This window comes from Methylobacterium sp. AC433 (assembly GCF_979253015.1).
In genome coordinates, this window is the sequence record NZ_CEEDBN010000008.1 from 117583 (window position 1) to 143817 (window position 26235).

Here is a 26235-nt window from a genome sequence, read left to right on the forward strand (position 1 = left end):
GTCAGGGGCGGCAGGCCAGCAGGCCGTAGGCGGTCACGCGCTGCCAGGTCAGGCCGTCAACGCTGGCCATCGGTGTCACGAGCGGGTCGGCGAGCGGATACACGCGCGCCCCGGCCGGCGCCGGCCGTCCCTCGCCGAGAGGCGCCACGATCCAGACGGGCGCGTCCGGGGCCGTGCACAGGGTCGCGACGCCGCCGGCCGGCAGATCGTCGGCCCGAAGCGGGACCGGTGGGGCGAACGGCGTGCGCTGCGCTTCGGTGGCGAGGCCGAGGGCGATCAGCCGGGCGATCCGCTCGGACCACAGCATCGCCAAGGGACGCGAGAACACGATGCTGGCCCCCTGCAGGTTGGTGATCCAGCTCGGGCGGCCGAGCGCCAGCCACGTCTCGGCCCGGCCGTCGAGCCAGAGCACCTCGCCCGGCCGGCTCGCGATGGCGGCAACGAGACCGGGCAGAAGGGTGCGGTCCTCGATCCGCCGGAAGGCCGGGGAGCGCTGGTCCCAGAAGCCGACGAGGGCCAGGACGAGCACCAGGGCCAGGACCGGGATCGCGGCCCGGATCCGCCCGGCGGCGATCCAGGCGAGGCCGGCGGTGAAGGCGAGCGGCGGAACGATCGGAAAGTTCCGGATCAGGCCGAGACCCGGATGGGCGCCCTCCGTCAGGTCGCCGAGGAGGGACGCGAAGGCGAGCGTCTCGATGACGAGGCGGCTGGCGACGAGCAGGCCGACCACGCTCAGGGTCGCCACCAACAGGGCGCGCGAGGGTGCCCGCCGAGCCCGGCGGACCGCTGTGTGGATCCCGACGGCGAGGAGGCCGGCAGCGCCCCCGATGAGGAGGTCGGTGGCGTAGACCCAGGCCAGTCCCAGGAGGGCGAGAGTGATCCGGTCCCCCGCCGGTCCGCGCGAGAGGATCGCGACGCAGAGGCCGAAGGCGGCAGCCCCCAAGACGGAGGTGACCCAGAGGAAGCGCCAGGGCTGGACCTGGATCACGAGAAGCGACGACCACTGCTCCTCGAACACGGCGGTGGCGGCGACGCCGCAGGCCCCCGCGAGGAGTGCGGCCAGCAGAACCCGCCGTGCCCGGGTCGGCACCAGGGTCGCGGCGACGAGGATCGACGCGGCCTGGACGGCGGGCGGCCCCCAGGCCTGGCTCGGCCAGAGCATGGGGAAGAGGTCGGCGCAGCGCTGGCGCAGGATGCCCAGGAACTCAGGGTCGACGGGCTGCAGCAGGCGCGCGAACAGCGGCACCCCGAGGCGGGCGGCGACCAGGACCGCGGCGAGCGTCGGGACCAGGACCAGCAGCCAGCGCCGATTCTCGGCCACCAGCGCGATGACCAGCACGGCCAGGCCCGCCAGACCCATGATCGGATGGATGAGCCCGCCGATCCCCACGAACGCCGCCGCCAGGGCGCGACGGCCCGAGAGGCTCGCCGCGAGGCCGGCGAGCACCGCCGCTTCCGCCAGGGTCCGCGGCGTCGCCATGGCCTCGCCGATCCGGAAGACGCCGGGCTGGCCATACGAGGCCGGCAGGACCGCCAGGGCGACGAGGACGATCCAGCGCCGCCGGCCGCCTCCGAGGGTGCCAGCGAGGACGGAGGCGGCGCAGAACCAGGCGATCAACCCGACGAGGCTGACGGAAAGGGCCGCCGGACCGGGGCCGAGCGCCGCCACCAATCCCCGCAGGACGAGCGGGAACAGGCTGAAGCGCGACTGCCCGTCATGCGTGAACATGAGGTCGCGTCCGACCCCGTCGGGGTCGAGATCGGCGAGGGCCCGCCCGACATAGATGCGGGCATCACCGTCGATTCCCTCGTAGGGATGCAGCAGCAGATAGAGACCCGCCGCGCCGAGGATGGGCCAGGCGGAGCGGGACAGACTCGAGCGCCAGCGCGGGATGGCGCCTCCGGCCCCGGGGCCGCGCTCGGGAACGGCCACGGTCCGGTCGGAGGTCACCGCCGTCGCCATCGCGATCAGGCCGCCCGGCGCGGCACCAGGCGCTCGCTGGACAGCGCGTCCTGCGCGCCGGAGACACCCGCCTCGGTGTATTCCGCGTCCTCGTTCACGCACCACGGATCGTAGCGGCGCTCTCCGGCGAGGATGTTCTCCACCGTGAGCATGGCGGTCATCATCGCGTGGTCCTGGTTGTTGTACTTGTGCATGCCGTTGCGCCCGACGAGGTGCAGGCTCGGATAGGCGTGTTCGAGGTCCCGCCGGATGGTGGCGACGTGTGCCTTGTAGTCCTCGTCATAGACCGGATAGGCCTTGGGCTGGCGCACGACGCAGGCATCGACCACGTCCTCGGAGCGGATCAGCCCGATCTGGCCGATCTCGCGCTTGGCGAGGGCGATGAGGTCGGCGTCGCTCCGCGTCCAGAGACCGTCGCCCTCGAAGCAGAAATACTCCAGGCCCAGGCAGGTATGCGCCGCATCGGGCACCATCTCGGGCGACCAGGAGCGGAAGTTCTGCACGCGCCCGACCTGCACCGACGGATCGTGGATGTAGATCCAGTTGTCAGGGAAGTTGCGGTCCGAGCGGGCGATCAGCGCCACGGTGAGGAAGTCGCGGTACTGCAGGGAGCGGGCCTGGAAGGTGCTGATCGGAGCGGGCGAAATCGCCCCGACGAGTTCGCGCAGAGGCGCGGAGGAGATGACGTTGCGCGCCGTGAAGGTCTCGCGGGTGCCGTCCGCACTCCGGGCCGTAACGGTCCAGAGCCCAGTCCGGGCCTCGAAGTGCAGGCCGTCGACGCCCCGGTCGAGGCGCAGCGTCCCGCCCCGGGCCACCACCTTCGCGGCAGCCGCCTCCCACATCATGCCCGGTCCCTTGCGGGGATAGCGGAAGGATTCGATCAGCGTCTTGATCACGGGCTCGCCGGCGCGCGGTGCCTTGCGCAGGCCGAGGGAGCGCACCAGCGCGTCGCGGATCGCGGCCCCGAGATCGAGGCCGTTGATGCGCTGGGCTGCCCAGTCCGCCGAGATGGCATCGCAGGACATGCCCCAGACCTTCTCCGTGTAGGTCTTGAAGAAGATCGAGAACAGGCGCTCGCCGAAGCGGTTGCGGACCCATTCGTGGAAGCTCTTCGGCTCCGCGATGGGACGGGCGCGGGCGTACAGGTAGGAAGCGACGCAGGCGGTGCTTTCCAAGATCCCGAGGTTGCGCAGCGCCTCGAAGGCCTTCAGCGGATAGGCGTAGTACTTGCCCTTGTAGAAGATCCGCGACAGGCGCGGCCGCTCGATGAAGTCGTCCGGAAGAAGTTCGTCCCAGAGATCGACCACGGCCTTCGACTTCGAGAAGAAGCGATGGCCCCCGATGTCGAACAGGTAACCGTTATGCGCCACCGTGCGGCTGATGCCACCGACCTGGACCGGATCCTTCTCCAGGACGGTCACCGAGCGCCCGGCCTTCGCCAGTAGATAGGCGGCGGTCAGGCCGGCGGGTCCCGCCCCGATCACGAGCGTTTCCGAGTGGTGGCTCATCGGGCAGGACCGTCAAGTTAACCGAAGGACGAAACGTGCCCGGAGTAACGCTGGATTGGTTAAGGAAGCCCTCTTGGCGAGGCCGGACTGCTTCGCTGCGGCATCCGGATCGCGTCCTGAACCGCATCGGCCGCCTCGGGCGCTACGGCGGACCTCCCGTCTGGCGGCCGGACTTCCCATATCGGTTCTGTCCTCCCGCCGTCCGGAAATGCCTTGCTCAAGATCGCTGCCCTCGCCTTCGTCCTGGTCTATCTCGCGCCCATCGCGCTCTCAGCCGCCCTCTACGCCAGCCAGACCCGCGGGGATTGGCGCTCCGCCGACCGTTCGAGCACCGGTCTGTTGCCCCCGGCCGCGAACCATCCGGAGGCGATCGTCCGGATCTTCTCGGCTCGGACGGTCAGTTGGCGCGGCATCATCGCCACCCATAGCTGGATCGTCGTCAAGGATGCCGGTGCTTCCGCCTACCAGCGCTTCGACTACACGGCCTGGGGCCAGCCGATCTGGATCGATCGCTTCGTGCCCGACGGACGCTGGTTCGGAAGCGCGCCCGAGACCGTGGTGGCGGCCGACGGGCCAGCCGCGGAGGCGATGATCCCGCGCATCCGGGCGGCGATTCGGACCTACCGCTACGCGCAACCCGGCGACTACACGGTCTGGCCAGGCCCGAACTCCAACACCTTCGTGGCTGCCGTGATGAGCGCAGTGCCGGAGATGTCGGCAAGCCTGCCCGCTACCGCGATCGGCAAGGACTTCCCCTATGACGGCCGCTGGGTCGGCCTGACGCCGTCGCGGACCGGGTTCCGCGTGAACCTCGGCGGCTATCTCGGGCTGACCGTGGGCTGGATCGAAGGCCTGGAGGTGAACCTCCTCGGTGCCGTCGCGGGCCTCGACATCCGTCGTCCGGCTCTCAAGCTTCCCGCCATCGGCCGCGTCGGGTGGTGAGGTGCGGTCGTCGCGCTTTCGAACGGACGAGGCTAATCCCGCCAGACCGGCGCATGCACGCTCAACTCCAGGAAGAGAGCCAAGCAGCCGATATAGATGTTGACGTAAGCAAGCATAGCGGCGACTTGGACTTCCTTATCCGCGCGCTGACGGCCCGGCTACGCAATATGATGCATTTCTGGCACCCATTGCGCAAGAATCAAAGGGCAACCCTGGGCAGGATCTTTCATTGTTCTGGTGACAACAAACCTGGGCTGTCATGGCGACGGGTCAGGTGGGGCGCGAGCGCCACATTCCTGTATCGATGGTCAGGCCTTGGACGATCCCGGCCGCTCAGGGGGCGAGGCTTGCCATCAAACTGAACGCCGCGCAGGTCGACGATCGACCCGCGAGTTTCGATCACGGAACGCTTTCGGAGTCCTTCCAGGTCAGTGAAGCCACCACGAGGAAATCACCGGGATACTTCAGATTTTGCATCAGCATTCATGCCGCGCGGTTTCTGGACTCGGAAATACGCGATGATTTTCTTTTCCACGACCAGATGAACGAGAATTCCGACCGCGCAGGCAATGGCAATCATGCACGGCCAGAGACTCGCCTCCAGCGACAACAGATTTGCCCTCTTCAGGATTGACCGGATCAAGCTGAAGGTCAGGGTATGGGTCAGATAGAGACTGTAGGATGCGTCTCCGATGACGTGCATGGCTCTCAGCACCAGCGACGACGGACTGATGTTAGGGGCAACCGCAGCCGCTAGGATGATGGCTCCCGACAAGACAAGTTCGAGGAACTCGAACCAGCTCTCTTTGATCTGGAACACGATGATCGCGATGCCGATCGCCAGAGCCGCAAGGGCCAGGCCTGCCCCAAGGAGGCTATGCCGCGATCGATCGACGAACGAAGATTGTGTGACAATGCCGATGACGATTCCCAAAGCAAACAGCAGGAAAATCGAACTGCCATGCCAGGCCACGCTTCTGAATGTCGTCAGATACCCGACAAAGGTCAGGAAGACCAGTATCGACAGTATCAGAGCGAAGCCTGATCTACGATGGAGCGACAGAGACAAGGCAAAGATATAGTAGAAAACCATCTCCCAGACGAGCGACCAGCCTACCCCATGGATAGGCTCGATCAAACCGCTGGGGGAAAAGACCGGCAGCAGGAGATAGGAGCCTGTCGCCCAAACGATGTCCTTCTGTCGGCTATCGATAAGGATCTTGATCGACAAAGCTATCCAATACAGAGGGAAGACCCGCTGGACTCGCCGCAGCAAAAATTCGCGCGGTGCATCCTCTGTCGCGAAGGAATCCCAGGCGGTAACGGTCATGATGAAGCCGCTGATCACGAAAAAAATCCCGACGCCCAACGCACCAAGCGCAGAATATCTCTCGTCGAGAGCATGGGAGAAAACGACTAGGAGAGCCGCAAATCCTCTCATATACTGTATGTTATCAATTATTTTTGGATTTCCACGGGCGCGTTTCATTGCTCTACATGCCTGTCATATCCAAAAATAAGACCACGCTCAAGAATTTCGATATACGAATACCCGATCCAAACCTGCCTTCCTTAGAGATATCGCTTGGAATATCTGCCGCGCCCACAGACTGGCGCCGGCCGGAAGGCCGACCGTCTTCGACCTCGCATCCGATCGAGTGTTCATCGGAATACACCTGAAGATACGACGCGACCTGAAATACTTCCTTCTTCTACAGTCGCTTTCAAAGCCTCAAGCGACTACCGGACCCAATCAATTCCGTGCCATTCGGACAGCCGATTTACTCCAATGACTCACATGTTTTTATAGCGCAATAGAAATCTCTGCTGAGAGGTTGCTCCGAATACGCAGGAGTCTCAAATTTCTATTGTCACTGGACGGCAATTTTCTCGCCAACAACGATGATTATCTATACAAAAATACAAACTAAAGGTTCGATCGAACGGAAGCACATCTTTGGAGCAGGGAACAAAGGAAGATTTTTACTGGTGAATTTAAATTCATAAATTCCTATCCAAGACGACTATATGAATAGCAAAATTTCGCGAAATTAAGTCATTGTAATGAATAGGAATTATAGATTGACGTGAAATTTTACCCAAATAAGTATTTAGATTTGTTATTTACAATTGTGATTCAATTATTTCTCTCGCGAGCAGAAGATTCGGTGACGGGATCACGGGAGAACCAGACCCGCGCCGTACCGCTTGCTTTCAGGCGGTGCCCTGATTTCCCCCTTCGGTGGAACTCACGCGATGTCAGCCGGCTGATCGGCTTGGATACAGATCGGAAAAGCTCCTCCAGCAACGATCGTCGCGCGCCACTGGTCTTTTGCGTGTATTGCCGACGGGCTTGAAGGCTGATCCATATCCTAAACGGGTACGTCTAATCCGGCGCCGAGCGGAACGTCACGAGTCTACGATCGGTCGTGCGAAAGGTCGGACAACCATCCGCTTACCCTTGCCACAAAGACGAAACTGGCAGTCGATCACTCAAGGTCGTATTGGTGGCTTGGTCGTATTGGTGGTTTGGCGCTCTGCCTACCCCTCCCGTCCTCCCACACGACGCGGACCGAGGCGACGCTCCAGTCGTGACAGGACGGCCTCCGGACCTTCCAGCGCTGGCGACAGCGCCCGAGATCAAGGATCGTGAATGATGGCAATGATGGGCAGAACCATCCTCGTGGCCGGTCCCATGGCCGTCCTGCTCGCATTTCGCCCTGGGCCGGCGCAGTCCGGCAGCACCGTCACCGTCACGGACGCCCTGGGCCTCGCCGAGGTCTATCCCGTCGGAACGACCATTCTGATTCCGGCCGGCACCGTCATCAACGGTCCGGTGGTCATGCGAGCCGTCGGCTCGGCCGACGAACCCATCGTCGTGCGGCCGTCCGGAAAGGGGCCGCCGCCCCGCATCACCGGCGCCGCCGCAGCTTACGCCGACGCCCTGACGGTCGGGTCGCACACGGTCATCGACGGGCTGCTCATCACCGACACGAACCGGTACGGTGTGGCGGCACCCAAGGACACCGTCGGCGTGACCGTGCAGAACAGCGAGATCACCCGCGTCGGCATCGGCGTCGGACTGCTCGGCAGCCAGGGGCGCGTGCTCAACAACGTCATCCACGATCTCACGATGGTGAAAGTGACGCCGAAATCAGTCCAGCCCGACGACGATTACGGCGCCAACGGGGTCTTGGTGGCAGGAACCGGACACGAGGTCGCCCACAACCGGTTCTTCCGCAACGCGGCGCCGAGTGACGATTACGGCGAGGACGGAGGCTGCATCGAATTGTTCGGATCCGTCTCGGAACTCCGAATTCATCACAACTGGTGCGCGGACAGCGTCGGCTTCATGGAATTGGGCGGACGGAAGGGGGACGTCATCCAGAACGTCGACATCGCCTTCAATGTCGCGCTCAACCTGCGCGACAAGCCCTTCCTCAATCCGCACAACGGCGGGGGTCAGTTCGCCGTCGGCTTCAACCGAGTGTCCGTCCGGCGCAATACCATCGTGGCGACCGCAGCGGGCTCGCAGGCGATGGGCATCTTCTATCTCGACGCGGATCCGGCGCCGGATGCCTTCAGCATCGCGGACAACATCGTCAGCCTGAACTCGGGCGACAGCGTGTTCAAGCGCGAAGGTGGCTACCACACCGGCAACGTCTTCCACTTGCAGGACAAGGCCACCCACCTGTTCAACAACTGGTCCATGACCCTCGGCCCCGGCGAGAGCTACGCCGATCCCCGGTTCGCTGATCCAGGCTCGGAGAAATTCGAGCTGACGCCCGGAAGCCCAGCTGCCGGCAAGGGCGCGTACTGAGGGCGTTCGACACGCGGAAGCCGGATTTTTCCCGTGGAGATGCGTCTGGCGCCCTCCGGCCGGCCGTGCGGCGGGATCCTTCGCAGGTCGGACCTCGCGCTCCAGGACTCGGCAGGACTTGGGATGGTGTGGGATCAGCGATCACCGAAGCGGTGACCGTTCCAGCGGATGAATCCCCGGTGCCCGCCATGCGCAGACATGTGCACCTTCGGGATCCGGCCATTACCCACGCTTATGCCAGCGCCGAGCATCTCGTGAACCTTTTGTAACAGGGGGCCCCGCCGCAGGTAGAAGTTCGCCGAGCAGACTGAATACCGCAATAGAGGCTTCGCGTTGACTGGCCAGAGCAACGGATCGCATCATGAGCGATGATCAGGTCGGGGAGTCCGTCTCCGTCGAGATCGCGCTCGATGGCGCCGGAAGCATCCATCGTCCCCTGATGGCTCTCGCAGCCCTCTGCAATCGCCTGCTTCACGAGATAGGCCTCCGCTCTGGATCGCGCCCTGGCCGGAGACACAGCGATGATGGCGAGTAGAGACGCCACGAAGAGGGCTGCCCGCATCACGCGCCACATTCCTTCTTGCCGAATTCGTCTACAGACAATGATCGGAAGGCGCTTGAATCACAATATCTTGCAGGAGGTGGCCAGCGACACCTCTCTGACAGGCGTATCCCACAGCGTCCGGCCCGGAGCCGGCGCGAGGATCCGCTTGAGAGAACTGACGCCGCCTCGTTGACCCTGCAGTCCACCTCGGGCCTCGGGTCCCCCCTGCAGAGCGTCGCCTGTTCACGAGGCCGAGCCCCGGGGACGAAAGGCGACGCGAGGTCAGCACGATGGTGCGGCCCGATGGCCCGACCGGCCGCGCGAAAACGAAAAGCCTTGGCCGTGTCTCAGCCCGGACAAAGGCTTAAAGTGTGGTGGCGTCCCCGGCAGGTCTCGAACCTGCGACCCCAGGTTTCATCCCACTTCGGCTTCCGCCGCCGCGCTCCCGAAGGAGGGCGCGTTCGTGGTCTGGACTATCCCTCCACCATAGGCCCCGTCACCGAGGCCCTTAGGTGCCGCCCGTCTAGTCTCTACACCGTCCCGGTGCCCGCAGAAGCGGGGGGCCGGGCTTGGCTCGGGATTGGCTGCGCGCGCCAGAAGCGAACGTTGAGCGTTCCCCGAATTTGAGCGGATCCGCCACGTGGTTTCCCCTCGCGACGCCCAATTGTGACCTAGGAAACCTGTGCTCTGTCCAGCTGAGCTACGGAGACTCACCGAGGGCGTTCCTAGCATCATCGCCCGAAGCCGCCAACCGGGCGCGCACATTCCGAAGTGCCGGTCCGCAGCGCCAGCCCCTCGCGGTTTCGTTCGCCCGTGTCCGGGGCTCTGCTGTGGCCATCTTGCCGCAATGCGACGTGAACCGACCTTCGATCCCGTCCCCTTCCTTGTCTCGATCCCGTGCGGGACGACAATGGCGAGGGATTCGCAGCATCGGTCGGGGACCTGGATTCGTGACGATCGCACGGCGACGATCGCCCTTCATCGGAGGAGCCTGGCTCCTCGGCATCGTCCTGGGCGTCTGCGCGGGACTGCCCGGGCCGGCCGGCGCGGCCGCGCCCGATTGCTTGGCGGCGCCGGCGCGGGAGGACCGTCTCGCCGGCCTCGGTCCGCGGGGCGAGTTGATGATGGCCTCGGGCGCCAGGGCGGTGCTCGACGGCGTCCGCTGGTCGGATGCCCCCGAGATCGCGGCCGAGGCCCATGCATGGCTCCTCGCCCGAAGCGGACGCCCCCTGACCCTGGTCACCCGGGGCGAGATCGATCGGTGGGGCCGGTCCCACGTCGATGTGGTGGAGATCGAGCCCGCGGCGGAGGGGGCGCCCGACCTCGCGGCAGGGCTGGTGGCGCTCGGCCTCGTCGCGGTCGATGCGGGAGAACGGGACACCTTGTGCCGGCCGGCCCTCCTGGCGGTCGAGGCCGGAGCGCGACGGAGTGGCAGCGGCCTCTGGCGCCGGGCCGGCCCGGACGTCCGGGACGGGGCTGCCCTGCGGAACAGTCTCGGCCGCTTCGTCGTGGCCCAGGGTCCCGTGCTGTGGGTCGGGGAGCGCCCGCGCCGCACCTATCTCGACTTCGCGCGCCGGGGCGAGGACGGGCTCACGGTGACCGTGTCGAAACGCACTTGGCGCGCCTTGCAGGAACGTGGTTTGAGTGCGGCCTCCCTGCGCGGGCGGCAGGTCCGGGTTCGGGGGGTGCTGGAGGCTTGGCGCGGCCCGACCCTCGACATCGCGAGTGCCGACATGATCGAAGTACTGGACGGGGAGCAGGCGCAGCGGCGCTGAACGCCATGGGTTCGATCCTCCGCCTCACGATGCGCGCGACGGCCACCCCTTCGCCTGCTGGCCGGCCCCGGCTCGGCGTTCACGCCGCCGCCTGGCCGCTCCTCGGCCTGCTCCTCTCGGGCTGCATCGGCGACCAGACTGGCGCGGTCGTGCAGAAGGCGGCGCTGGCCGTGCCCCGCGAGGCTCCCCGCACCACGGGACGCGAGCGGACCGCCTCCGATGCCGACCACGCCAAGCTGGTGGCCTCCTTCGGCGGGGAGTACCGGTCCCCGGCCACGCTCCGGCTCGTCAGCGACGTGACCGACCGCCTCGTCAAGGCGACGGAGCGGCCGGAGGAGACCTATGCCGTCACCCTGCTCGACTCGCCCGTGATCAATGCCTTCGCGCTGCCGAGCGGCCGGCTCTACGTCACCCGGGGCCTGCTGGCGCTGGCAAGCGACACCTCCGAGGTCGCTGCGGTCCTCGCCCACGAGATCGCCCACGTCACCCTGCGCCACGCCACGGCGCGCACCGAGCTGGCGCTGCGCTCGCAGCTGGTGAGCAAGGTCGTGGCCGACGTGCTCAATGACCCCGTGACAGGCGCTCAGCTCCAGAGCCAGTCGAAATTCGCCCTGGCGCGGTTCTCGCGCGACCAGGAACTCGAGGCCGATAGCGTCGGCGTGCGCACCCTGGCGCGGGCCGGCTACGATCCCTTCGGCGCCGGGCGCTTCCTCACGGCGCTCAACCGGACGACGGCCCTGAAGACCGGCACCGGTATGGCCGGTGAGCCCGACATGCTGGCGACCCATCCGGGCACCACCGAGCGCATCACCCTGGTGACCCGCGCCGCCCGCCTCATCGGTGCGCCGGGCCTGGGTGTCGATGAGCGCGCGCGCTACCTCGCGGCCATCGACGGCATCGCCTACGGGGACAATCCGGGCGATGGCGTCGTGCGCGGGCGCAAGTTCCTCCATCCCGCCCTCGGCATCGCCTTCGAGGTGCCGGAGGGCTTTTCCATCGAGAACACCCGTAACGCGGTCCTCGGCACAACCGGAGAGGGCAGCCGGCGCCTGCTCTTCGACCAGGTCGAGAGCAATCCGGGCCAGGGCCTCGACGAGGTGCTGAAGGCGACCTGGAACGACGTCGTCGAACCCGGCTCCCTGGAGAACCGGATGGTCGCCGGCTACCCGGCGGCCACGGCCCTGTCCCGCGGCAAGGACTGGACCTTCCGCCTCACCGTGATCCGGGTCGGCGAGACCACCTTCCGGATGATCATGGCGGCCAAGGGTGGCACCGATCCGGACGGCGCCTTCCGACGCTGGACCGAGAGCCTGTCCGCGATCGATCCGGCCGAGGCCCGGACCCTGCGGCCCCTGCGCCTCGTCGTGGTGACGGCCGGCGCCGGCGAGACCGTCGAGACCCTGGCGCAGCGCATGGTCGTTCCCGACAAGCCGGTGGAGCGCTTCCTCGTGCTGAACGGCCTGGAGCGCGGCGCCATCCTGCGGACGGGCCAGACCTACAAGGTCGTGGTGGAATAGCCCTGCCGGGGACCGGACGATCCTGCCGTCCGGACCACGATCGTCGGCGAAATCCGGACCTTCCCGGCCCGATCTTTCCGGGAAGCGGAAATGTCGTTCGACTCCGCGAGTCCGCAGACGATCGCGCACGTATGCCCTTTGGAAGTCCTAGAACCGGGCACGCGTCAGCTGGCGAGGCAGAGGGATCATCGGACCTTCGCTGGGTTGCGGCGCCATCCCGTCCATCGATGTTCCCGAAAACCGGCCATCGCGGCGCCATGATCGCGCAATCTCAGCGTGCGCGGCTACACTATATCGACGTCCATCACAGAGTTGGACCGAAAAAGCTCACAGTCGACGCGCGCTTTTGCCGAAGACGACGGTCGGACTTCAGGCTATAGGTGTCCCTGCATCGCTCCCGTCGCGCAAAACTTGTCCGAAGCGACGGACCCCATGACCCTTCGAGACCCGCCATGCTCGAGATCCTGAACGGCTTCCTCGACCGCACCAGCCTGGCGCCCCACGGGATCTGCCTGCTCTGGCGGCCGGAGCTGATCTGGACCCATGTGGTTTCGGACGCGATCATCGCCCTCGCCTACTTCACCATCCCGATCGCCCTCGGCGTCTTCGTGACCCGGCGGCGTGACCTCGCCTTCGGGTGGATGTTCTGGGCCTTCGCCCTGTTCATTCTCGCCTGCGGCACCACCCACGTCTTCGAGATCTGGACCCTGTGGGTTCCGGACTACGCGGCCGAGGCGGCGGTCAAGGCGGTCACGGCCGCAGCCTCGATCGTGACCGCGATCCTGCTCTGGGTTCTGCTGCCCGGGGCCCTGGCCCTGCCCTCGCCCGCGCAGCTGCGCACCGCGAACGCCGAGCTGCTGGCCCGCGTGCGCGAGCGCGACGAGGCGCTCGCCGCCCTGCACGAGGCCTATGCCGAGCGCGACAGGGCGGAGGAGATGCTGCGCCAGAGCCAGAAGATGGACGCCATCGGGTCCCTCACTGGAGGCGTCGCCCACGACTTCAACAACCTGCTCGGCGTCGTCATCAGCAACCTCGACCGGATCGAGCGTTTCCTGCCCGCCGAGAGCGGCGCGCGGCGCTCCCTGCGCGGAGCCCTGACGGGAGCGGAGCGGGCGGCGGCCCTGGTCCAGAAGATGCTCGCCTTCGCCCGGCGTCAGCCGCTGCAGCCGGCGCGGGTCGACCCCAACCGTCTGATCCGCGATCTGGCGGAACTCCTACGCGGGGCCCTCGGTACGGTGGAGCCCCCCGAGATGGTCCTCTCCGCCCAGGTCTGGCCGGTCTGCGTCGATGCCAATCAGTTGGAGAACGCCCTCCTGAACCTCGCGGTGAATGCCCGCGACGCGATCCAGGAAGGTGGCCACGCGGTGATCCGCACCCGCAACGTCCCGGCCGCCGAGGCCGGGATGATCCCCGCCCTGCAGGGTGTCGACCACGTCGCCATCGCGGTCGAGGATAGCGGCCGGGGCATGGCCCCGGAGATCCTCGCCCGGGCCTTCGAGCCGTTCTTCACCACCAAGGCGGTGGGCGAGGGTACCGGCCTCGGTCTGAGTCAGGTCTTCGGATTTGCCAAACAGTCTGACGGACACGTGGAGATCAACAGCGAACCCGGGCGAGGCACGACAGTATGGATCTACTTGCCACGTGACCGAACCGAGCTATCGTCTTTTCATTCGGGCGGAGAGGTGACTCGAACCGGTCGCGCGCCACGCCTCGGCTACGCCTGACGGAACGCCACGACGATGAGCGGATCTCCCAAATCACGGATCCTGATGGTGGAAGACGAGTCTCTGCTGCTCGAAGTCATAACCGCCGATCTGGAGGATGCCGGCTTCGTGGTCTTCCAGGCCGCCACCGCCGAGATCGCCATCAAGATCCTGAAGGCCGAGGCCTCCGTCGACATCCTGTTCACCGACATCCGTCTGCCCGGTCTCATGGACGGATGGCAGCTCGCAGAGGCCGCGCGGACCCTGCGCCCCAACCTGCCGGTCATCTACGCCACGGGTTTCTCGCAGACGCCGCCTCGCCTGATCGAGGGCAGCGTGTTCTTCACCAAGCCATACCGAGCGGCGACGATCATCAAGGCGATCGAGTCCTTCGAGGCCAGGCCGACCGCGTGAGCCGACCGCCCGGCCCGACGCGCCGTGCGGTCGCAGCGACAGGACTTGCGGGCGCCGCTGCGCTGGCCGCCGCCGGCGCGCGCGCGGCGGGGACGTCTGACGGGTCGCCGTCGTCGGGCCGGCCGCTGCGCATCGCGATGCTGCTCTACCCGGGCATGACCGCGCTGGACCTCGTCGGCCCGCAGGCTCTCCTCTCCGGGGTCGCCGGAGGCGGCCTGCACCTCGTGGCGCGGGCGGCTGGGCCGGTCCTCTCGGATACCGGCCTGGCGGTTGTCGCCGACGACAGCTTCGAGACCTGCCCGCGCGACCTGGACGTGCTGTTCGTGCCGGGGGGCGACGGCACGCCCGCACAGATGCGCGATTCCGGCACCCTCGCTTTCCTGCGGGACCGGGCGGAGCGGGCCGGCTGGATCACCAGCGTCTGCACCGGCTCCCTGATCCTCGGAGCGGCCGGTCTGCTGCAGGGCTACCGCGCCACCTCGCACTGGTGCGTGCGTGACCGCGTGCTGCCGCGCCTCGGTGCCATTCCGGTGGATGAACGCGTCGTCTTCGACCGCAACCGCGTTACGGCGGCGGGCATCTCGGCGGGGCTCGATTTCGCCCTGGCGCTCTCGGCACGCCTCGCCGGGTCCGAGGCGGCCCGCACGAGCCAGCTCGTGGCCGAATATGCCCCGTCACCCCCCTTCGAGGCCGGAACGCCGGGCACGGCCGGCCCGGCCACCACCGCACGGGCGCGGGCGATACTCCGCCCGCTGATCGAGGGCGCCGACGCAGCGGCGGCCGAGGCGGCGATCACGCGTCCGTGACGGGGGCGCGGCCCGAAACCTGCTGGTGTCGTCATTCACCGTTTGCCACTGCATCGAGCAAACCCCAAGATCGCGCCTCGCTCAGATGACACCCTTGCCATCGTCTTCCGGGACCGCGCGCAACACCGGGCGGCCCAGCCGCTCCAGACCAGGATAGGATCAACCCATGGCGGCAGGCCTCGCGGGCGACCTCACGCGCACGAAATCGCTGGAACGGCTGAACAGCGACGCGGAGGGCGGCGAGCACAAGCTCGCGCGCACACTCGGTCCCTGGAGCCTCATCGCGCTCGGCATCGGCGCCGTGATCGGCGCCGGCCTGTTCTCGCTGACCGGCATCGCGGCGGCCGAGCACGCGGGACCCGCGGTGGTGATCTCCTTCGCCATCGCCTCCATCGCCTGCGCCTTCGCGGGCATGTGCTACAGCGAGCTCGCCGGCATGATCCCGGTGGCGGGCTCGGCCTACACCTACGCCTACGCGACCATGGGTGAGTTCGTGGCCTGGATCATCGGCTGGGACCTCGTGCTCGAATACGCCGTGGGCGCCGCCACCGTCTCGGTGAGCTGGTCGAGCTACGTCACCCGCTTCCTGCGCGACACGCTCGGGATCAACCTGCCGCCCAGTCTCGTGAACTCGCCCTTCGAGACCTACAAGCTCGCGGACGGCACGATGGCGCATGGCCTCGTCAACCTGCCGGCGATCCTCATCATCGTGGCGGCCTCGGCACTCCTGATGATCGGCATCCGCGAGTCGGCCCGGGTCAACGCCGTCGTGGTGATGATCAAGCTCGCCGTGGTGGCGGTCGTGGTCGGGGTCGGCCTGTTCTACATCAAGGCGCAGAACTACGTTCCGTTCATCCCCGAGAACACCGGCACCTTCGGCGAGTACGGCTGGAGCGGGATCATGCGCGGCGCCGGCGTCGTGTTCTTCGCCTATGTGGGCTTCGATGCGGTCTCGACGGCGGCGCAGGAGGCCAAGAACCCCCAGCGCAACATGATGATCGGCATCCTTGGGTCGCTGGCCATCTGTACCGTGATCTACATCGCCTTCGCGGGCGTGCTCACCGGCCTCGTGCACTACGACCAGATGAAGGGCGATGCCGCCCCGGTGAACACCGCCATCGCCCAGACGCCGTTGCCGTGGCTGCGCAGCCTCGTGACCCTCGGGGTGATCGCAGGCTTCTCCACCGTGATCCTGGTGCTGCTGCTGGGACAGAGCCGGGTGTTCTACTCCATGAGCCAGGACCGGCTTCTGCCGGGCTTCTTCTCCAAGATCCATCCGACCTGGAAGACGCCCTACCGCTCGAACCTGTTCTTCATGGTGTTCACCAGCGCGCTCGGCGGCTTCCTGCCGATCTCCCAGCTCGGCCACATGACGAGCATCGGTACGCTGCTGGCGTTCATCCTCGTCTGCGTCGGCGTCATCATCCTGCGCCGGACCCAGCCGGATGCGCGGCGCGACTACCGCACGCCCCTGGTGCCCCTGGTGCCGATCCTCGGCATCCTCAGCTGCTTTGCCATGATGGTTTCGCTGGACGGGGAGACTTGGCTGCGCCTGTTCGTGTGGCTCGCCATCGGCCTCGTCATCTACTTCGCCTGGAGCCGGCGCCACAGCCGCGTCGGGCGCGAGGAAGCTGCCTGATCGAAGGTGGGATTCCTCTCCTCTCGGAGAGGGATCGCGCACCTCAGGCGGAGCGCGCCAGCGCCAGCGTGGGTGCGCTCCGCACCGGCTCGCCCACGGCCACGGTCTGGCGCTCGCGGGCGATGAAGGCGGTGGGCATCTCCGCCTGCATGTCGGCCTCGACGCTGCGCAGCATCGCGTCGGTGTGGCAGGGGTGGAGGTGGATGATGGCGAGCGCCTTCACCCCGGCGGCCTGCGCCAGCTCCACGCCCTTCTGCCAAGTCGAGTGGCCCCAGCCCCGGCAGACTGGGTACTCGCCCTCGGTGAACATGCCGTCATAGACCACGAGGTCGGCGTCCCGCACGAAGTTCATCAGGGCCGTGTCCGGCCACGGGTCGCTGTGCTCGATGTCGCTGATCACGCAGAGCCGCCGGCCCGCATGCTCGAAGCGGTAGCCCACCGACCCCTGCGGATGGTTCAGGAGGATCGTGTCGACGGTGGCCCCGTCCGGAAAGGTCAACCGCTCGCCGGCCCTGAAGCCGTGATGGGCCAGCCGGCACGGAATGATGTCGAGCGTGACGGGGAACAGCGGCGGCGAGAACAGCCGGTCGAGGGCGCCCGCGGCGCTCTCCCCGTCGAGGTTGCCGCAATAGGTGTTGAGGGTCCGCTCCGGGTCGAGCACCACCGGCTTGAAGAACGGAAGCCCGGCGGTGTGGTCCAAGTGCAGATGGCTGAAGAGGAGGTCGATCTCCTTGGGCATCGCGTCGCGGTGGTGGCGCCCGCAGGCATTCAGTCCCGAGCCCGCATCGAGCAGGAACAGGCGCTCGCCACACCGGATCTCGAGACAGGGCGTGCTGCCGCCGAACTCGGTGTAATCCGGGCCGCTGACGGGCGTCGAACCGCGCACACCCCAGAAGGTGAGGGTGAGGCCGTCATCCGCGGAGGGACGGGAGGAGAAGGTCATCGTTCGATTACCATGTGCCCCGATCCCAACGCGGATCGGGTGCCCTTCGTCGCACCGGCGCGATCCAATCCTCGCTGGTCGGCGATAGGCGTGTGCCGGGATCGAAGTGGAACTGCTCTGAGGTAGTAAGCCGCTCCCGACCCCGATGTGCGAGCCCGCACATGGTCGGGCAGAGATGCGGGCGGCGCAGAGTTTCGTCGGCGAACTGTGTCGACCCGGCCACCAGCCCGGTTCACCGCTGCGCCAAGACGTCGATGGAGCCCCGGGCCGAAGCGATCGCGGGGGACGGGAGGTCGCCCGACAGGCTGAGTCGGACCAGGCTCGGCCAGGCGACCGGGTAGGCCGGCAGCCCGCGGGCAGCCGTGCCGATCGGCGCGAATAGCGGCGCCGCGCGATCATAGGAAGGAACGAAGTTCGGCATCCGCGTCCGCGACAGGAGCGAGTCCGGCGCGATCCAGCGCGACCAGATAGCCTCGGCCACCTGGACCGGACGTGGCCGGGCCGCGATGACCACCACCTCCTGGCCCGCATAGGCGAGGGCCTCGGGCCGGCTCACATCGCCGAGCGGAGCCCCCTTGGCCGCGAGCGCCGCCCAGAACGGGTGCTGCGCTCCGTCGGAATAGGTCGTGCGCACGGCCGCGCTTCCCTCCTCCACCAGGGTGGCGATGCGCGCCTCCTCCGCCCGGTGATAGGCGACGACCTGGGCCTCCTTGGCCGGATCCTTCGCCGGCGCGAAGGTGTAGCGCCCGGCGACAACGCCGACGGCCGGCTCCTCGCCGATGGCCTCGAACCGGTCGGCGCCCTCCTTGAGCTGGCGCCAGAAATCGATGTTCGGGTCGGTCCGGTGCCGGGCCATGTTCAGGGCCGTCATCCGGAAGGGGTAGGACTGGAACTGGAAGGCGGACTGGCCGCCGGCGAAGGCCTCCCGGGCAATGGCGTAGATCTCGCCCACCACCTGGTCCGTCATGGCAAAGCAACCCATCGACGAGCAGACCCCGTGCACCATCACGGCCGAGCCGGTGGAGCCGTGCGCCCGGTCGTAGGCATTGGGGTAGCCGACGTCGAAGGAGAGGTAGTAGCGCGAGTTCGGATTCATCTGGCGCTGGGGCACCGTGTAGAACCCCTCGGGGGTCTGGCGGTCGCCGCTCTTGCGCTTGGGACCGAGCTGGCCCGACCAGCGGCAGATCGGGAAGGTCTTCACGTGGACGAAGCGGCCGTTGCCGCCCCGCTTCCACACCTCGATCTCCGATTCTTTCTTATAGGCCCGGAACAGCACCGGAGCCGAGGCGGTGGTGCCGCGGGCCTGCATCAGCGCCAGAGTCGCAGCCGGGATCGGCGCAAAGGCCTTGGACGGCTCGGCCGAGACCGGCGACGCCGCGATCACGGCACCGAGGGCCAGGATCGGTGCCCCGAGGGCGAGAAGGGCTGACGCCGCGCGGCGGAGCGGAGCCCGGAACAGGAAGACCATGCGTGGTCCTGAAGAGCGATCCGTCCGCTGGCGGGCGGACGCCCGTGCACGATGCACACGTCCTGCCTATCGCATCCCAATGGGGCCGCAATAGGGGAAGGCCCCGGAACCCGTGCGACGGCTCGGTCTTCCCCTTCGATCAGCCGGCCAGGACCGTGTTGCGCTCGATGCGCAGCACCGCGTCGAAGGGCTCGACCCCGGTGAGAGCCTCGGCATCCGGTAAACAGACGATCAGCCCCCGACCCACACGGGCCGCGCGCAGGGCCGCGAGGCGGGCGCGGATCTCGTCGCCTTTCCGGTCCTCCAGGGCGATGGCGACGACGACGATGTCCGGCCGGCGCACGAGGCAGCGGGCGAGGTCGATGGCGATGCGCTCGCGCGGACCGATGGCGTTCTCGCCGAGGCTGGCGCCCCCGCCGGCAAGACCGGGCTCGACGCGGCTCTCGAGGCCCAGGCGATAGACGGCCGGCTCCAGGCCGCCATCGGCGAGCACCCGGCGCACCAGGGCCCGCACCCGCGCCTCGGCGCCGGCCTCCTCGCCGTTGATGCGGCCGAACAGGATGTTCTCCTCCAGGCTCGCGGCGGCGGTGAGACGCGTCGGATCGTAGAATTCGACACTCCCCCGCAGGTGGGCCGGCATCAGGCGCGCGAACGAGCGGCGGGCGTCCACCAGTCGCTCCTCGAAGCCGGCGTCGATGAGGCCGAAGCGGTGCCGGGTCTCGCTGTAGCGCAGGGCCAAGCCGATCAGGCGCTTGCGGTCGCGCTGACCGGCCGGGCCGCGCCGCCAGCCCTTGGCCTCGGGCTGGCGTCCGACGAGGTCTTCGAAAAAGCCGCGCTCGGCCGCCGGGAACAGTGAGAACGTCTCGAAGAGCGGATGGTCGTCGGGCAGGTCGGCGAAGATCTCCACGAGGCTGCGGGCAACTTGGAGGCCGATCTCCGTGAGGGGGCGGCTCAGGCTCTCCGCCTCCAGGACGGCGCGCAGATATGGGTGTGCCGCGATGTGGTCCGGCGCGAAGGCCGGCCCCACCGGCTCGCCGAAGAGGATGTTCTCGCCCACCGTGGCCTGGTGGTTGTAGCGGGCCGGATCGAAGGGCTCGACCAGGCGCCCGGCCTTGTCGGCGGCAAGCGCCTCGCGGACCGCCTGCCGGGCGGCCACCACGGCGCGGGCGACCTCCGGCTCGGCAGCCGGGTCGACGGTGCCTTCCAGCCCCCGCGCATAGGCGAAGGCGTCGAGGCCGGTGATCCGCAGGGTGGCGATGAGGTCATCGGGGTCGGTGGTCCCGGCGGCGCCGTAGAGGATGTTCTGGCGCAGGCTTCCCTCGATGAGGATCGCCTCCGCACCGGCCAGGGCGATGCGCCAAGCCCGCTCCTCCGGTGCGAAGGCGCGAAGATCGATACCGCCGTAGGTGACCACGCCGGCGGAGGGTTCGAGCTGTCCGGCCAGGATCGCGGCGAGGACCCGGCTGCCGCTGCCGCGCTCGCCCAGGATGGCGACGTGGCCCGGCATCGGCAGGGTGGCGTCGACGCCGGCCAGACGCTCGCCGGTGACGGGATCGTAGGCTCCGACTCCCTGCGCCACCAGGGCGCCCGCCTTGGGCATGGCCGTCACCGTGCTGGGTCGCGCCGGCGCACGACCTTCCAACGACGGCACGGCGACGGCGACGTCGCGGAACGGTCCGGCGAGAACGCGATGCAGGCTCGCCATCCGGAGGGTCACGGTCAGCGCCACCACCGCGAGGGCGAAGCCGCCAGCGGCGGCCAGCAGCGCCCCCGGCTCCACCGGGGCCGTGGTACCGTCATGGCCGCGCCACAACGCCACCGCGACGACGATCGCCGGCAGCAGGATCGCCAGCGCCATGGAGGGCGCGCGAGCATAGGCCAGGGCGGATTCCGAGGCCTTGAGGGCGTCGCGGGTGCTGGCGCCCTTGGCGGCAAGGCGCCCGCGCTCGAAGGCCGCCGCCCCGTGGGCTCGCACCGCCGGCATGCGCCGGATCAGGTCGGACAGCGCCCGCCCGGCGGCTCCGCCGGCCCGGAGGCGCAGGGCGGCTCGGTCCTGCATCCGCCGCTGGATCAGCGCCCGAGCGAGACCGGCGGCCAGGAGCCCGGCGGCGACGGTGGGCACGAGGCGCGGCGCAGCGAGGCCGGCGAGGACCAGGGCGAGAGCGACGCTGCCGATCGCCAGGGCCGGGACCAGGATCGCCAGTCCGAACAGCGTGTCGAGCCGTGCAAGCAGGTCGCCCATGGCCTGGGCCAAGGCGCGGGCCTCGTCGCGGGCGCCGGGCGGCGCGCGCAGGATCGCCTCGGTGACCCGCCCTTGCAGGGCCGCCACCGTGCGGGCCTGGGCGTGGAAGCACAGGCGGGCCACGGCCCAGCCGAGACCGGCCGAGGCGACGGCCGCCGCCGCGAGCCCGAGGAAGGCCGCGCGCACGAGTTCGCCGTGCGGCAGGGTCCAGCCGGCCAAGGCCACGAAGGGGCCCTCGGCGGCGGGACGCCAGGGCAATGCCGCGGCGACGCGCAGGAACGGGCCGGTCGGATCGGTGTCGTGCACCTGGACGCCGACGAGATCGCGCAGGCAGAGAAGCGCGAGCAGCGCGAGGGGTCCGCCGAGACCGAGCGCCAGCCCGACCGCGGCGGCATGCTCCCGCCGCGCGGTCCGCCAGGTGAAGGCGATCGGATCGCGGTCCATCAGCACCCTGTCCACGTCGCCCCGGGAAGTGGGGGCACGGGAGCGGCTTAGAGGATCGTCTCCGGCGGTGAAAGCGCGGGGGCGCACCTCGGCGGGCGACCGGCCCGCTTCCGCGCTTCAGCCGGAGATGCTTACAGGATTGCGGATCGTTCATTGCGACTCGAAGCGTTTCCGGAGGATTGCCGGCTCCCGTGGACAGGAAAATCCTCTAGAGTGGGCGGCCGGGTGCTCCCTTCCAGGGATGCCCCGCCCCGCAACGCCTCCCCTCCCTCCCAAGCGAAGTCCCCCGAACCTCCATGTGCGAACTGCTCGGCATGAGCGCGAACGTGCCCACGGATATCCGCTTCTCCTTCGCCGCCCTGGCACGGCGCGGGGGCGAGACCGGCCCGCACGCGGACGGCTGGGGCATCAGCTTCTACGAGGGACGCGGCGCTCGTGCCTTCCACGAGCCGGAGCCGAGCGCGCAGTCGGAGCTCGCCAAGCTCCTGCGCAGGACGCCGATCAAGAGCCGGATCGTCATCGCCCACGTGCGCAAGGCCAACCGCGGCCGGGTGAACCTCGAGAACACCCATCCCTTCAGCCGCGAATTGTGGGGCCGCCGCTGGACCTTCGCGCATAACGGCCAGCTCAAGGGCGTGAAGAAGTGGCCCCTGACCTGGTTCAAGCCGGTGGGCTCCACGGACAGCGAGCATGCCTTCTGCTGGATGCTCGACCAGTTGCAGCAGCGCTGGCCGGACCTGCCGAGCCCGACGCGCATCGACCGGGCCGTGGCCGATCTCTGCGCCGCGCTGCACGGCCTCGGCGTCTTCAATATGCTGCTGTCGGACAGCCGCACCCTCTACGCCCATTGCGGCAAGCGCCTGTGCTACCTGACGCGCTGCGCGCCCTTCGGCACCGCGACCCTGGTGGACGAGGACTGGCGGGTGGACTTCGCGCAGGAGACCGGGGCGAAGGACGTCGTCACGGTGATCGCCACCAAAGCGCTCACCCGCGACGAGTGCTGGACCGACGTGGAGCGCGGCCACGTGCTCTCCCTGCGCGACGGCGCAGTGCGCATCCTCAAGCCGGCCGATGCCAAGAGCGGCACTTCCCAAGGGCCGAGTTCCAAGCCGATCCCGCGCTCCGAACGCGTTCCCTCGTCCTGCGGCTGTTGATGCGGCGCCGCGCATAACCGCCACGGTTGTCCGGCGGGATGCGTGGCCGGCCCAGATGCGCTACAACGCCAGACATCAGTTGACCACGCGGGTGCTTCTCGGACGCCTCGGGCCGACACGAAACCTGACCGCCCCAGATTACGACGAGCCATGACAAGCGACGTGACCGACACTGCCCATGACGCCCTGTCGGCCTCCGCCGACGGCCGGCCGAACCTGTCCTCGAACATCCGCAGCCATCTCGGCGAGCACCTGCGCACGGTCTACGAGCGGCTGGCGCCGGACGAGCAGCCGACCCGCTTCGCCGAGCTCATCGAGCAGCTGGAAGCCGCCCTGAAGGCGCGCGGCGAGGCGATCGAGCCCGAGTTCCGCAACGGTCTGCTCGCCGCTGTGCCGTCCCTGCGCGCCTTCGCTCTGTCGCTGACGAGCAACCCGGCGCGCTCCGACGACCTCGTGCAGGACACCTTGCTGAAGGGTTGGCAGCACCGCGCACGCTTCCAGCCGGGCACGAACCTGAACGCCTGGCTGTTCACGATCCTGCGCAACATCTTCTACTCGGACCATCGCAAGCGGGTGCGCGAGGTCGAGGATCAGGACGGGTCCTACGCCGCCCGCCTCGCCACCGCCCCGCACCAGGGCGACCGCCTCGACGTCGAGGACCTGCAGACGGCCCTGGGCAAGCTGCCGCCGGACCAGCGCGAGGCCCTGGTGCTGGTCGGCGCCGAGGGCGTCTCCTACGAGGAAGCCGCCGCGATCATGGGCTGCAAGGTCGGCACCGTGAAGAGCCGTGTCAGCCGCGCCCGCGGGCGTCTCGCCGAGCTCCTAGGCTACGACGAGGAGGACCTAAGTTCGGACCGGCTGATCCAGTCGGCGATGCCCAAGGAAGCCTGATCGGGAAGGGGCGTCTGATCGGGAACACCGGAGCCGCGTGCCCCGGACGACGCCGTCCATTCCCGTCCTTCCCGGAATTTTCGACGCATCCCTTCCGAGAGTTGGACGTTACTGCCCTGAACCCGGCAGCGCTTCACAGCGTCGCGGGATACTCATTCAGGAGCCATACGATGAACTTCAAGACCCTTCTCGCCGCCTCCGCGATCGCCCTCAGCCTGCCCATGGCCGCCCAGGCGCAGGGTCTGGTCCGTGGCGCAGAGCGCGGCGCCCAAGAGGGTGCGGATGCGGCCGGCCCGGTCGGCGCGATCGTCGGCGGTGCTGTCGGCGCGGCCACCGGCACGGTCGGCGGCATCCTGGGTGTCGATGACCGTCCCCGCTTCCGCCAGTACGTGACCCGCGAGCGTCGCTCGTCCTACGATTACAACGGCGACGTCCGCGTCGGCGCGGTGCTGCCGAGCTCGGGCGTGACCTATTACGAGGTCCCGGCCGAGTACAACGCTCGCGGTGCCCGCTACACCGTCGTCAACGAGCGCCCGGTTCTGGTCGATCGCAGCCACCGCATCGTCGAAGTGATCGACTAAGACTCTGCCCCGCGCCCTCGGCGCGGTGATTGATCGAGGCCTCCGGCGATTTCTTCGCCGGAGGCTTTTTTCTATCCGGACCTGTTCATCCCGGTCGTTGCCGGAGAGTCTTCGAGCGATGGACCGTGCAACACTTGGCGATCTCGGCCGTTACTCTCTCCGGCACGCGTTGCGTGGGTATGAATTTGTCGATGGACGCGAGGGATACCCAGACAATGGCAGACGATTCCACACTCGAACCGGCCCTGCCCGAGCCGGTGCGCGATCATCTCGGCCAGCAGTTGCGGACGGTGTTCACCACCGGAGAGACGGTCCCGGACTATCTCGGCGATCCGGCTGCCCCGGATGCTTTCGCCCCACAGCTGAAACGGCTCGAGGTGCGGCTGAAGACACATGAAGAAGGCACGGTCGCGGTCGAGCAGGCGCTCGAGGGCTTGCTGGGCGACCTCGACGCGGCCCTGAAACCCAGCGAAGCCCGGTAGGTTCGTCAGACCGTCGGCTTGGTCGCCAAGATATCGCGGATCTCGGAGAGGAGCTTCACGTCGGCCGGGACCTCGGCAACGGCGTCCGGCTTAGCTTGCTCCTTGCTCACGAGGCGGTTCATGGCCCGGATCACGAGGAACAATACGAAGGCGACGATGACGAAGTTCAGTGCCACCGTGATGAACTGGCCGTAGCCGATCACGGCGCCCTGCTTCTTCGCATCCGCGTAGGCCGCGCCCTTCTGCACGCTCGACGAAAGGGCGATGTAGTAGTTCGAGAAATCCAATCCGCCGGTGATCGCGCCAATCATCGGCATGAACAGGTCTTGCACCGCCGAGGTGACGATCGCCCCGAAGGCGGCACCGATGATGACGCCTACCGCCAAGTCGACGACGTTGCCGCGCAGCGCGAACTTCTTGAATTCCTCGAGCATCGCCCTGCCTCCGCGCGAACCGCGCCCGGACGAAAACTCCAGGCAAGGGTCCAACCTAACCGAAGACGACCGGAAAGCGACAGCGCCGCGCGTCAGATGTCCACGGCGCGATCGTGCACAGGTCCCACCGGCTCGGCGGCCTCGTCGGGGGCCGCGAGCGAGGGGGAGCCCTGCCCCTCCGCCTTGGCCCGGCGGCGATACTGCGCCGCGCCGATCGGCAGGGTGACAAGGTAGCCGAGCGCCAGGGCCACCATCGCCTCGAAGGGGAAGCTGATGAACAGGCCGAAGGCCGCCACCACCACGAGAAAGATCGGCAGCACCCAGTCTCGGGGCACGCGCTTGCCCATGGTCTTGCCCGAGAAGGTCGGCACGGTGGAGACCACCAGGAGCGCGATGCAGAGCATGTAGCCGAGCACCACGGGGGCCGCCCAATGCTCCATCGGCAAGCCGAGGAAGTTGAGGTAGAGCGGCAGCATCGCGGTCAGCGCCCCTGCAGGGGCCGGCATGCCGACGAAGAAGTCCTTCTTCCAGGCCGGCCGGTTGGGATCGTCGAGCATCGCGTTGAAGCGGGCCAGCCGCAGCGCCATGGCGATGGCGAAGATCAGGGCCACGATCCAGCCGACCGAGCGCAGGTCCTTGAGCGCGAACCCGTACAGGATCAGCGCCGGCGCGCAGCCGAAATTGACGAAGTCGGCGAGAGAATCGAGCTCCGCCCCGAAGCGCGAGGTGCCCTTGAGCATCCGGGCCACGCGTCCGTCGATGCCGTCGAGGAAGGCGGCGGCCACGATGGAGATCACCGCGGGCTCGAACTTGCCCTCGAAGGCGAGGCGGATCGCGGTCAGCCCGAGGCAGAGGGCCATCAGGGTGATCATGTTGGGCGCGATCATCCGGAACGGCACCGGCTTGAAGCGGCGCGGCCGGGGCTCGTTGGCGTCGGGGGCGAAGGGCGGGAACAGGTCGTCCAT

General features: G+C 68.0%; 20 protein-coding genes. 12 read left to right on the top strand and 8 right to left on the bottom strand.

The window, feature by feature from the left end:
* Window position 1 precedes the first annotated feature (1 nt).
* Together AC0IWM_RS13705 and AC0IWM_RS13710 are read right to left on the bottom strand one after the other, a co-directional pair.
* Window positions 2-1963 carry a hypothetical protein gene (locus AC0IWM_RS13705; RefSeq protein ID WP_471755817.1) on the bottom strand — a complete coding sequence of 654 codons (1962 nt, stop codon included), beginning with the start codon at window positions 1961-1963 and terminating at the stop codon, window positions 2-4.
* A 5-nt stretch (window positions 1964-1968) separates the two neighbouring features.
* Window positions 1969-3471, bottom strand: a complete 1503-nt coding sequence (locus tag AC0IWM_RS13710) for an NAD(P)/FAD-dependent oxidoreductase (protein WP_471755819.1) — start codon at window positions 3469-3471, stop codon at window positions 1969-1971.
* A gap of 213 nt (window positions 3472-3684) precedes the next feature.
* On the opposite strand from AC0IWM_RS13710, the gene AC0IWM_RS13715 reads away from it, so the two are divergent.
* Window positions 3685-4413 (top strand): DUF3750 domain-containing protein, encoded by a 729-nt coding sequence (locus AC0IWM_RS13715; RefSeq protein WP_471755821.1) that lies wholly within the window; start codon window positions 3685-3687, stop codon window positions 4411-4413.
* A 451-nt stretch (window positions 4414-4864) separates the two neighbouring features.
* Here the strand turns inward: AC0IWM_RS13715 and AC0IWM_RS13720 are convergent, their stop codons facing one another.
* Complete coding sequence (locus AC0IWM_RS13720; RefSeq protein WP_471755823.1) at window positions 4865-5902, bottom strand: acyltransferase family protein; 1038 nt, start codon at window positions 5900-5902, stop codon at window positions 4865-4867.
* Between the two features lie 1173 nt (window positions 5903-7075).
* Between AC0IWM_RS13720 and AC0IWM_RS13725 the strand changes: the two genes are divergently transcribed.
* The 7 genes from AC0IWM_RS13725 to AC0IWM_RS13755 all read left to right on the top strand — a co-directional run bounded on the left by AC0IWM_RS13725 (window position 7076) and on the right by AC0IWM_RS13755 (window position 16631).
* A complete protein-coding gene (locus AC0IWM_RS13725) occupies window positions 7076-8233 on the top strand; it encodes a right-handed parallel beta-helix repeat-containing protein (protein ID WP_471755825.1) in 1158 nt (385 codons plus the stop codon).
* A gap of 1494 nt (window positions 8234-9727) precedes the next feature.
* The gene (locus tag AC0IWM_RS13730) at window positions 9728-10552 is read left to right on the top strand and encodes a DNA-binding protein (protein WP_471755827.1); all 825 of its coding nucleotides are present in this window, start codon (window positions 9728-9730) and stop codon (window positions 10550-10552) included.
* 29 nt (window positions 10553-10581) lie between these two features.
* Complete coding sequence (locus AC0IWM_RS13735) at window positions 10582-12069, top strand: M48 family metalloprotease (RefSeq protein WP_471755900.1); 1488 nt, start codon at window positions 10582-10584, stop codon at window positions 12067-12069.
* A gap of 452 nt (window positions 12070-12521) precedes the next feature.
* The gene (locus tag AC0IWM_RS13740; protein WP_471755829.1) at window positions 12522-13793 is read left to right on the top strand and encodes a sensor histidine kinase; all 1272 of its coding nucleotides are present in this window, start codon (window positions 12522-12524) and stop codon (window positions 13791-13793) included.
* Between the two features lie 15 nt (window positions 13794-13808).
* The gene (locus AC0IWM_RS13745; protein WP_471755831.1) at window positions 13809-14186 is read left to right on the top strand and encodes a response regulator; all 378 of its coding nucleotides are present in this window, start codon (window positions 13809-13811) and stop codon (window positions 14184-14186) included.
* Between the two features lie 137 nt (window positions 14187-14323).
* Window positions 14324-14992 (top strand): DJ-1/PfpI family protein, encoded by a 669-nt coding sequence (locus AC0IWM_RS13750; protein ID WP_471755902.1) that lies wholly within the window; start codon window positions 14324-14326, stop codon window positions 14990-14992.
* 166 nt (window positions 14993-15158) lie between these two features.
* Window positions 15159-16631, top strand: coding sequence for an amino acid permease (locus tag AC0IWM_RS13755; RefSeq protein WP_471755833.1), 1473 nt, complete (start codon window positions 15159-15161; stop codon window positions 16629-16631).
* 43 nt (window positions 16632-16674) lie between these two features.
* Here the strand turns inward: AC0IWM_RS13755 and AC0IWM_RS13760 are convergent, their stop codons facing one another.
* The 3 genes from AC0IWM_RS13760 to AC0IWM_RS13770 form a co-directional block, all read right to left on the bottom strand.
* Window positions 16675-17574 (bottom strand): MBL fold metallo-hydrolase, encoded by a 900-nt coding sequence (locus AC0IWM_RS13760; protein WP_471755835.1) that lies wholly within the window; start codon window positions 17572-17574, stop codon window positions 16675-16677.
* Between the two features lie 232 nt (window positions 17575-17806).
* The gene (locus AC0IWM_RS13765; RefSeq protein ID WP_471755837.1) at window positions 17807-19042 is read right to left on the bottom strand and encodes a L,D-transpeptidase family protein; all 1236 of its coding nucleotides are present in this window, start codon (window positions 19040-19042) and stop codon (window positions 17807-17809) included.
* A gap of 139 nt (window positions 19043-19181) precedes the next feature.
* On the bottom strand, window positions 19182-21728 hold the full coding sequence (locus AC0IWM_RS13770) for an ABC transporter transmembrane domain-containing protein (RefSeq protein ID WP_471755839.1): 2547 nt from the start codon (window positions 21726-21728) through the stop codon (window positions 19182-19184).
* Between the two features lie 296 nt (window positions 21729-22024).
* Here AC0IWM_RS13770 and AC0IWM_RS13775 point away from each other — a divergent pair, with 296 nt between their 5' ends.
* The 4 genes from AC0IWM_RS13775 (at window position 22025) to AC0IWM_RS13790 (ending at window position 24836) form a co-directional block, all read left to right on the top strand.
* A complete protein-coding gene (locus AC0IWM_RS13775) occupies window positions 22025-22882 on the top strand; it encodes a class II glutamine amidotransferase (RefSeq protein ID WP_471755841.1) in 858 nt (285 codons plus the stop codon).
* A gap of 150 nt (window positions 22883-23032) precedes the next feature.
* Window positions 23033-23773 (top strand): sigma-70 family RNA polymerase sigma factor, encoded by a 741-nt coding sequence (locus AC0IWM_RS13780; RefSeq protein ID WP_471755843.1) that lies wholly within the window; start codon window positions 23033-23035, stop codon window positions 23771-23773.
* A 170-nt stretch (window positions 23774-23943) separates the two neighbouring features.
* Window positions 23944-24354 carry a DUF1236 domain-containing protein gene (locus AC0IWM_RS13785; RefSeq protein WP_471755845.1) on the top strand — a complete coding sequence of 137 codons (411 nt, stop codon included), beginning with the start codon at window positions 23944-23946 and terminating at the stop codon, window positions 24352-24354.
* Between the two features lie 215 nt (window positions 24355-24569).
* Window positions 24570-24836 carry a hypothetical protein gene (locus AC0IWM_RS13790; protein WP_471755847.1) on the top strand — a complete coding sequence of 89 codons (267 nt, stop codon included), beginning with the start codon at window positions 24570-24572 and terminating at the stop codon, window positions 24834-24836.
* Window positions 24837-24841: 5 nt separating this feature from the next.
* Here the strand turns inward: AC0IWM_RS13790 and mscL are convergent, their stop codons facing one another.
* Together mscL and AC0IWM_RS13800 are read right to left on the bottom strand one after the other, a co-directional pair.
* A complete protein-coding gene (gene mscL, locus AC0IWM_RS13795) occupies window positions 24842-25270 on the bottom strand; it encodes a large conductance mechanosensitive channel protein MscL (protein ID WP_471755849.1) in 429 nt (142 codons plus the stop codon).
* Between the two features lie 92 nt (window positions 25271-25362).
* The gene (locus tag AC0IWM_RS13800) at window positions 25363-26235 is read right to left on the bottom strand and encodes a CDP-alcohol phosphatidyltransferase family protein (protein WP_471755851.1); all 873 of its coding nucleotides are present in this window, start codon (window positions 26233-26235) and stop codon (window positions 25363-25365) included.

Bases quoted from the DNA above. Each gene is read 5' to 3' on its own strand.
- AC0IWM_RS13705 (WP_471755817.1), bottom strand. From the start codon at position 1,963: ATGGCGACGGCGGTGACCTCCGACCGGACCGTGGCCGTTCCCGAGCGC.
- AC0IWM_RS13710 (WP_471755819.1), bottom strand. From the start codon at position 3,471: ATGAGCCACCACTCGGAAACGCTCGTGATCGGGGCGGGACCCGCCGGC.
- AC0IWM_RS13720 (WP_471755823.1), bottom strand. From the start codon at position 5,902: ATGAAACGCGCCCGTGGAAATCCAAAAATAATTGATAACATACAGTAT.
- AC0IWM_RS13725 (WP_471755825.1), top strand. From the start codon at position 7,076: ATGATGGGCAGAACCATCCTCGTGGCCGGTCCCATGGCCGTCCTGCTC.
- AC0IWM_RS13735 (WP_471755900.1), top strand. From the start codon at position 10,582: ATGCGCGCGACGGCCACCCCTTCGCCTGCTGGCCGGCCCCGGCTCGGC.
- AC0IWM_RS13740 (WP_471755829.1), top strand. From the start codon at position 12,522: ATGCTCGAGATCCTGAACGGCTTCCTCGACCGCACCAGCCTGGCGCCC.
- AC0IWM_RS13745 (WP_471755831.1), top strand. From the start codon at position 13,809: ATGAGCGGATCTCCCAAATCACGGATCCTGATGGTGGAAGACGAGTCT.
- AC0IWM_RS13750 (WP_471755902.1), top strand. From the start codon at position 14,324: ATGCTGCTCTACCCGGGCATGACCGCGCTGGACCTCGTCGGCCCGCAG.
- AC0IWM_RS13755 (WP_471755833.1), top strand. From the start codon at position 15,159: ATGGCGGCAGGCCTCGCGGGCGACCTCACGCGCACGAAATCGCTGGAA.
- AC0IWM_RS13760 (WP_471755835.1), bottom strand. From the start codon at position 17,574: ATGACCTTCTCCTCCCGTCCCTCCGCGGATGACGGCCTCACCCTCACC.
- AC0IWM_RS13765 (WP_471755837.1), bottom strand. From the start codon at position 19,042: ATGGTCTTCCTGTTCCGGGCTCCGCTCCGCCGCGCGGCGTCAGCCCTT.
- AC0IWM_RS13770 (WP_471755839.1), bottom strand. From the start codon at position 21,728: ATGGACCGCGATCCGATCGCCTTCACCTGGCGGACCGCGCGGCGGGAG.
- AC0IWM_RS13775 (WP_471755841.1), top strand. From the start codon at position 22,025: ATGTGCGAACTGCTCGGCATGAGCGCGAACGTGCCCACGGATATCCGC.
- AC0IWM_RS13780 (WP_471755843.1), top strand. From the start codon at position 23,033: ATGACAAGCGACGTGACCGACACTGCCCATGACGCCCTGTCGGCCTCC.
- AC0IWM_RS13785 (WP_471755845.1), top strand. From the start codon at position 23,944: ATGAACTTCAAGACCCTTCTCGCCGCCTCCGCGATCGCCCTCAGCCTG.
- AC0IWM_RS13790 (WP_471755847.1), top strand. From the start codon at position 24,570: ATGGCAGACGATTCCACACTCGAACCGGCCCTGCCCGAGCCGGTGCGC.
- mscL (WP_471755849.1), bottom strand. From the start codon at position 25,270: ATGCTCGAGGAATTCAAGAAGTTCGCGCTGCGCGGCAACGTCGTCGAC.
- AC0IWM_RS13800 (WP_471755851.1), bottom strand. From the start codon at position 26,235: ATGGACGACCTGTTCCCGCCCTTCGCCCCCGACGCCAACGAGCCCCGG.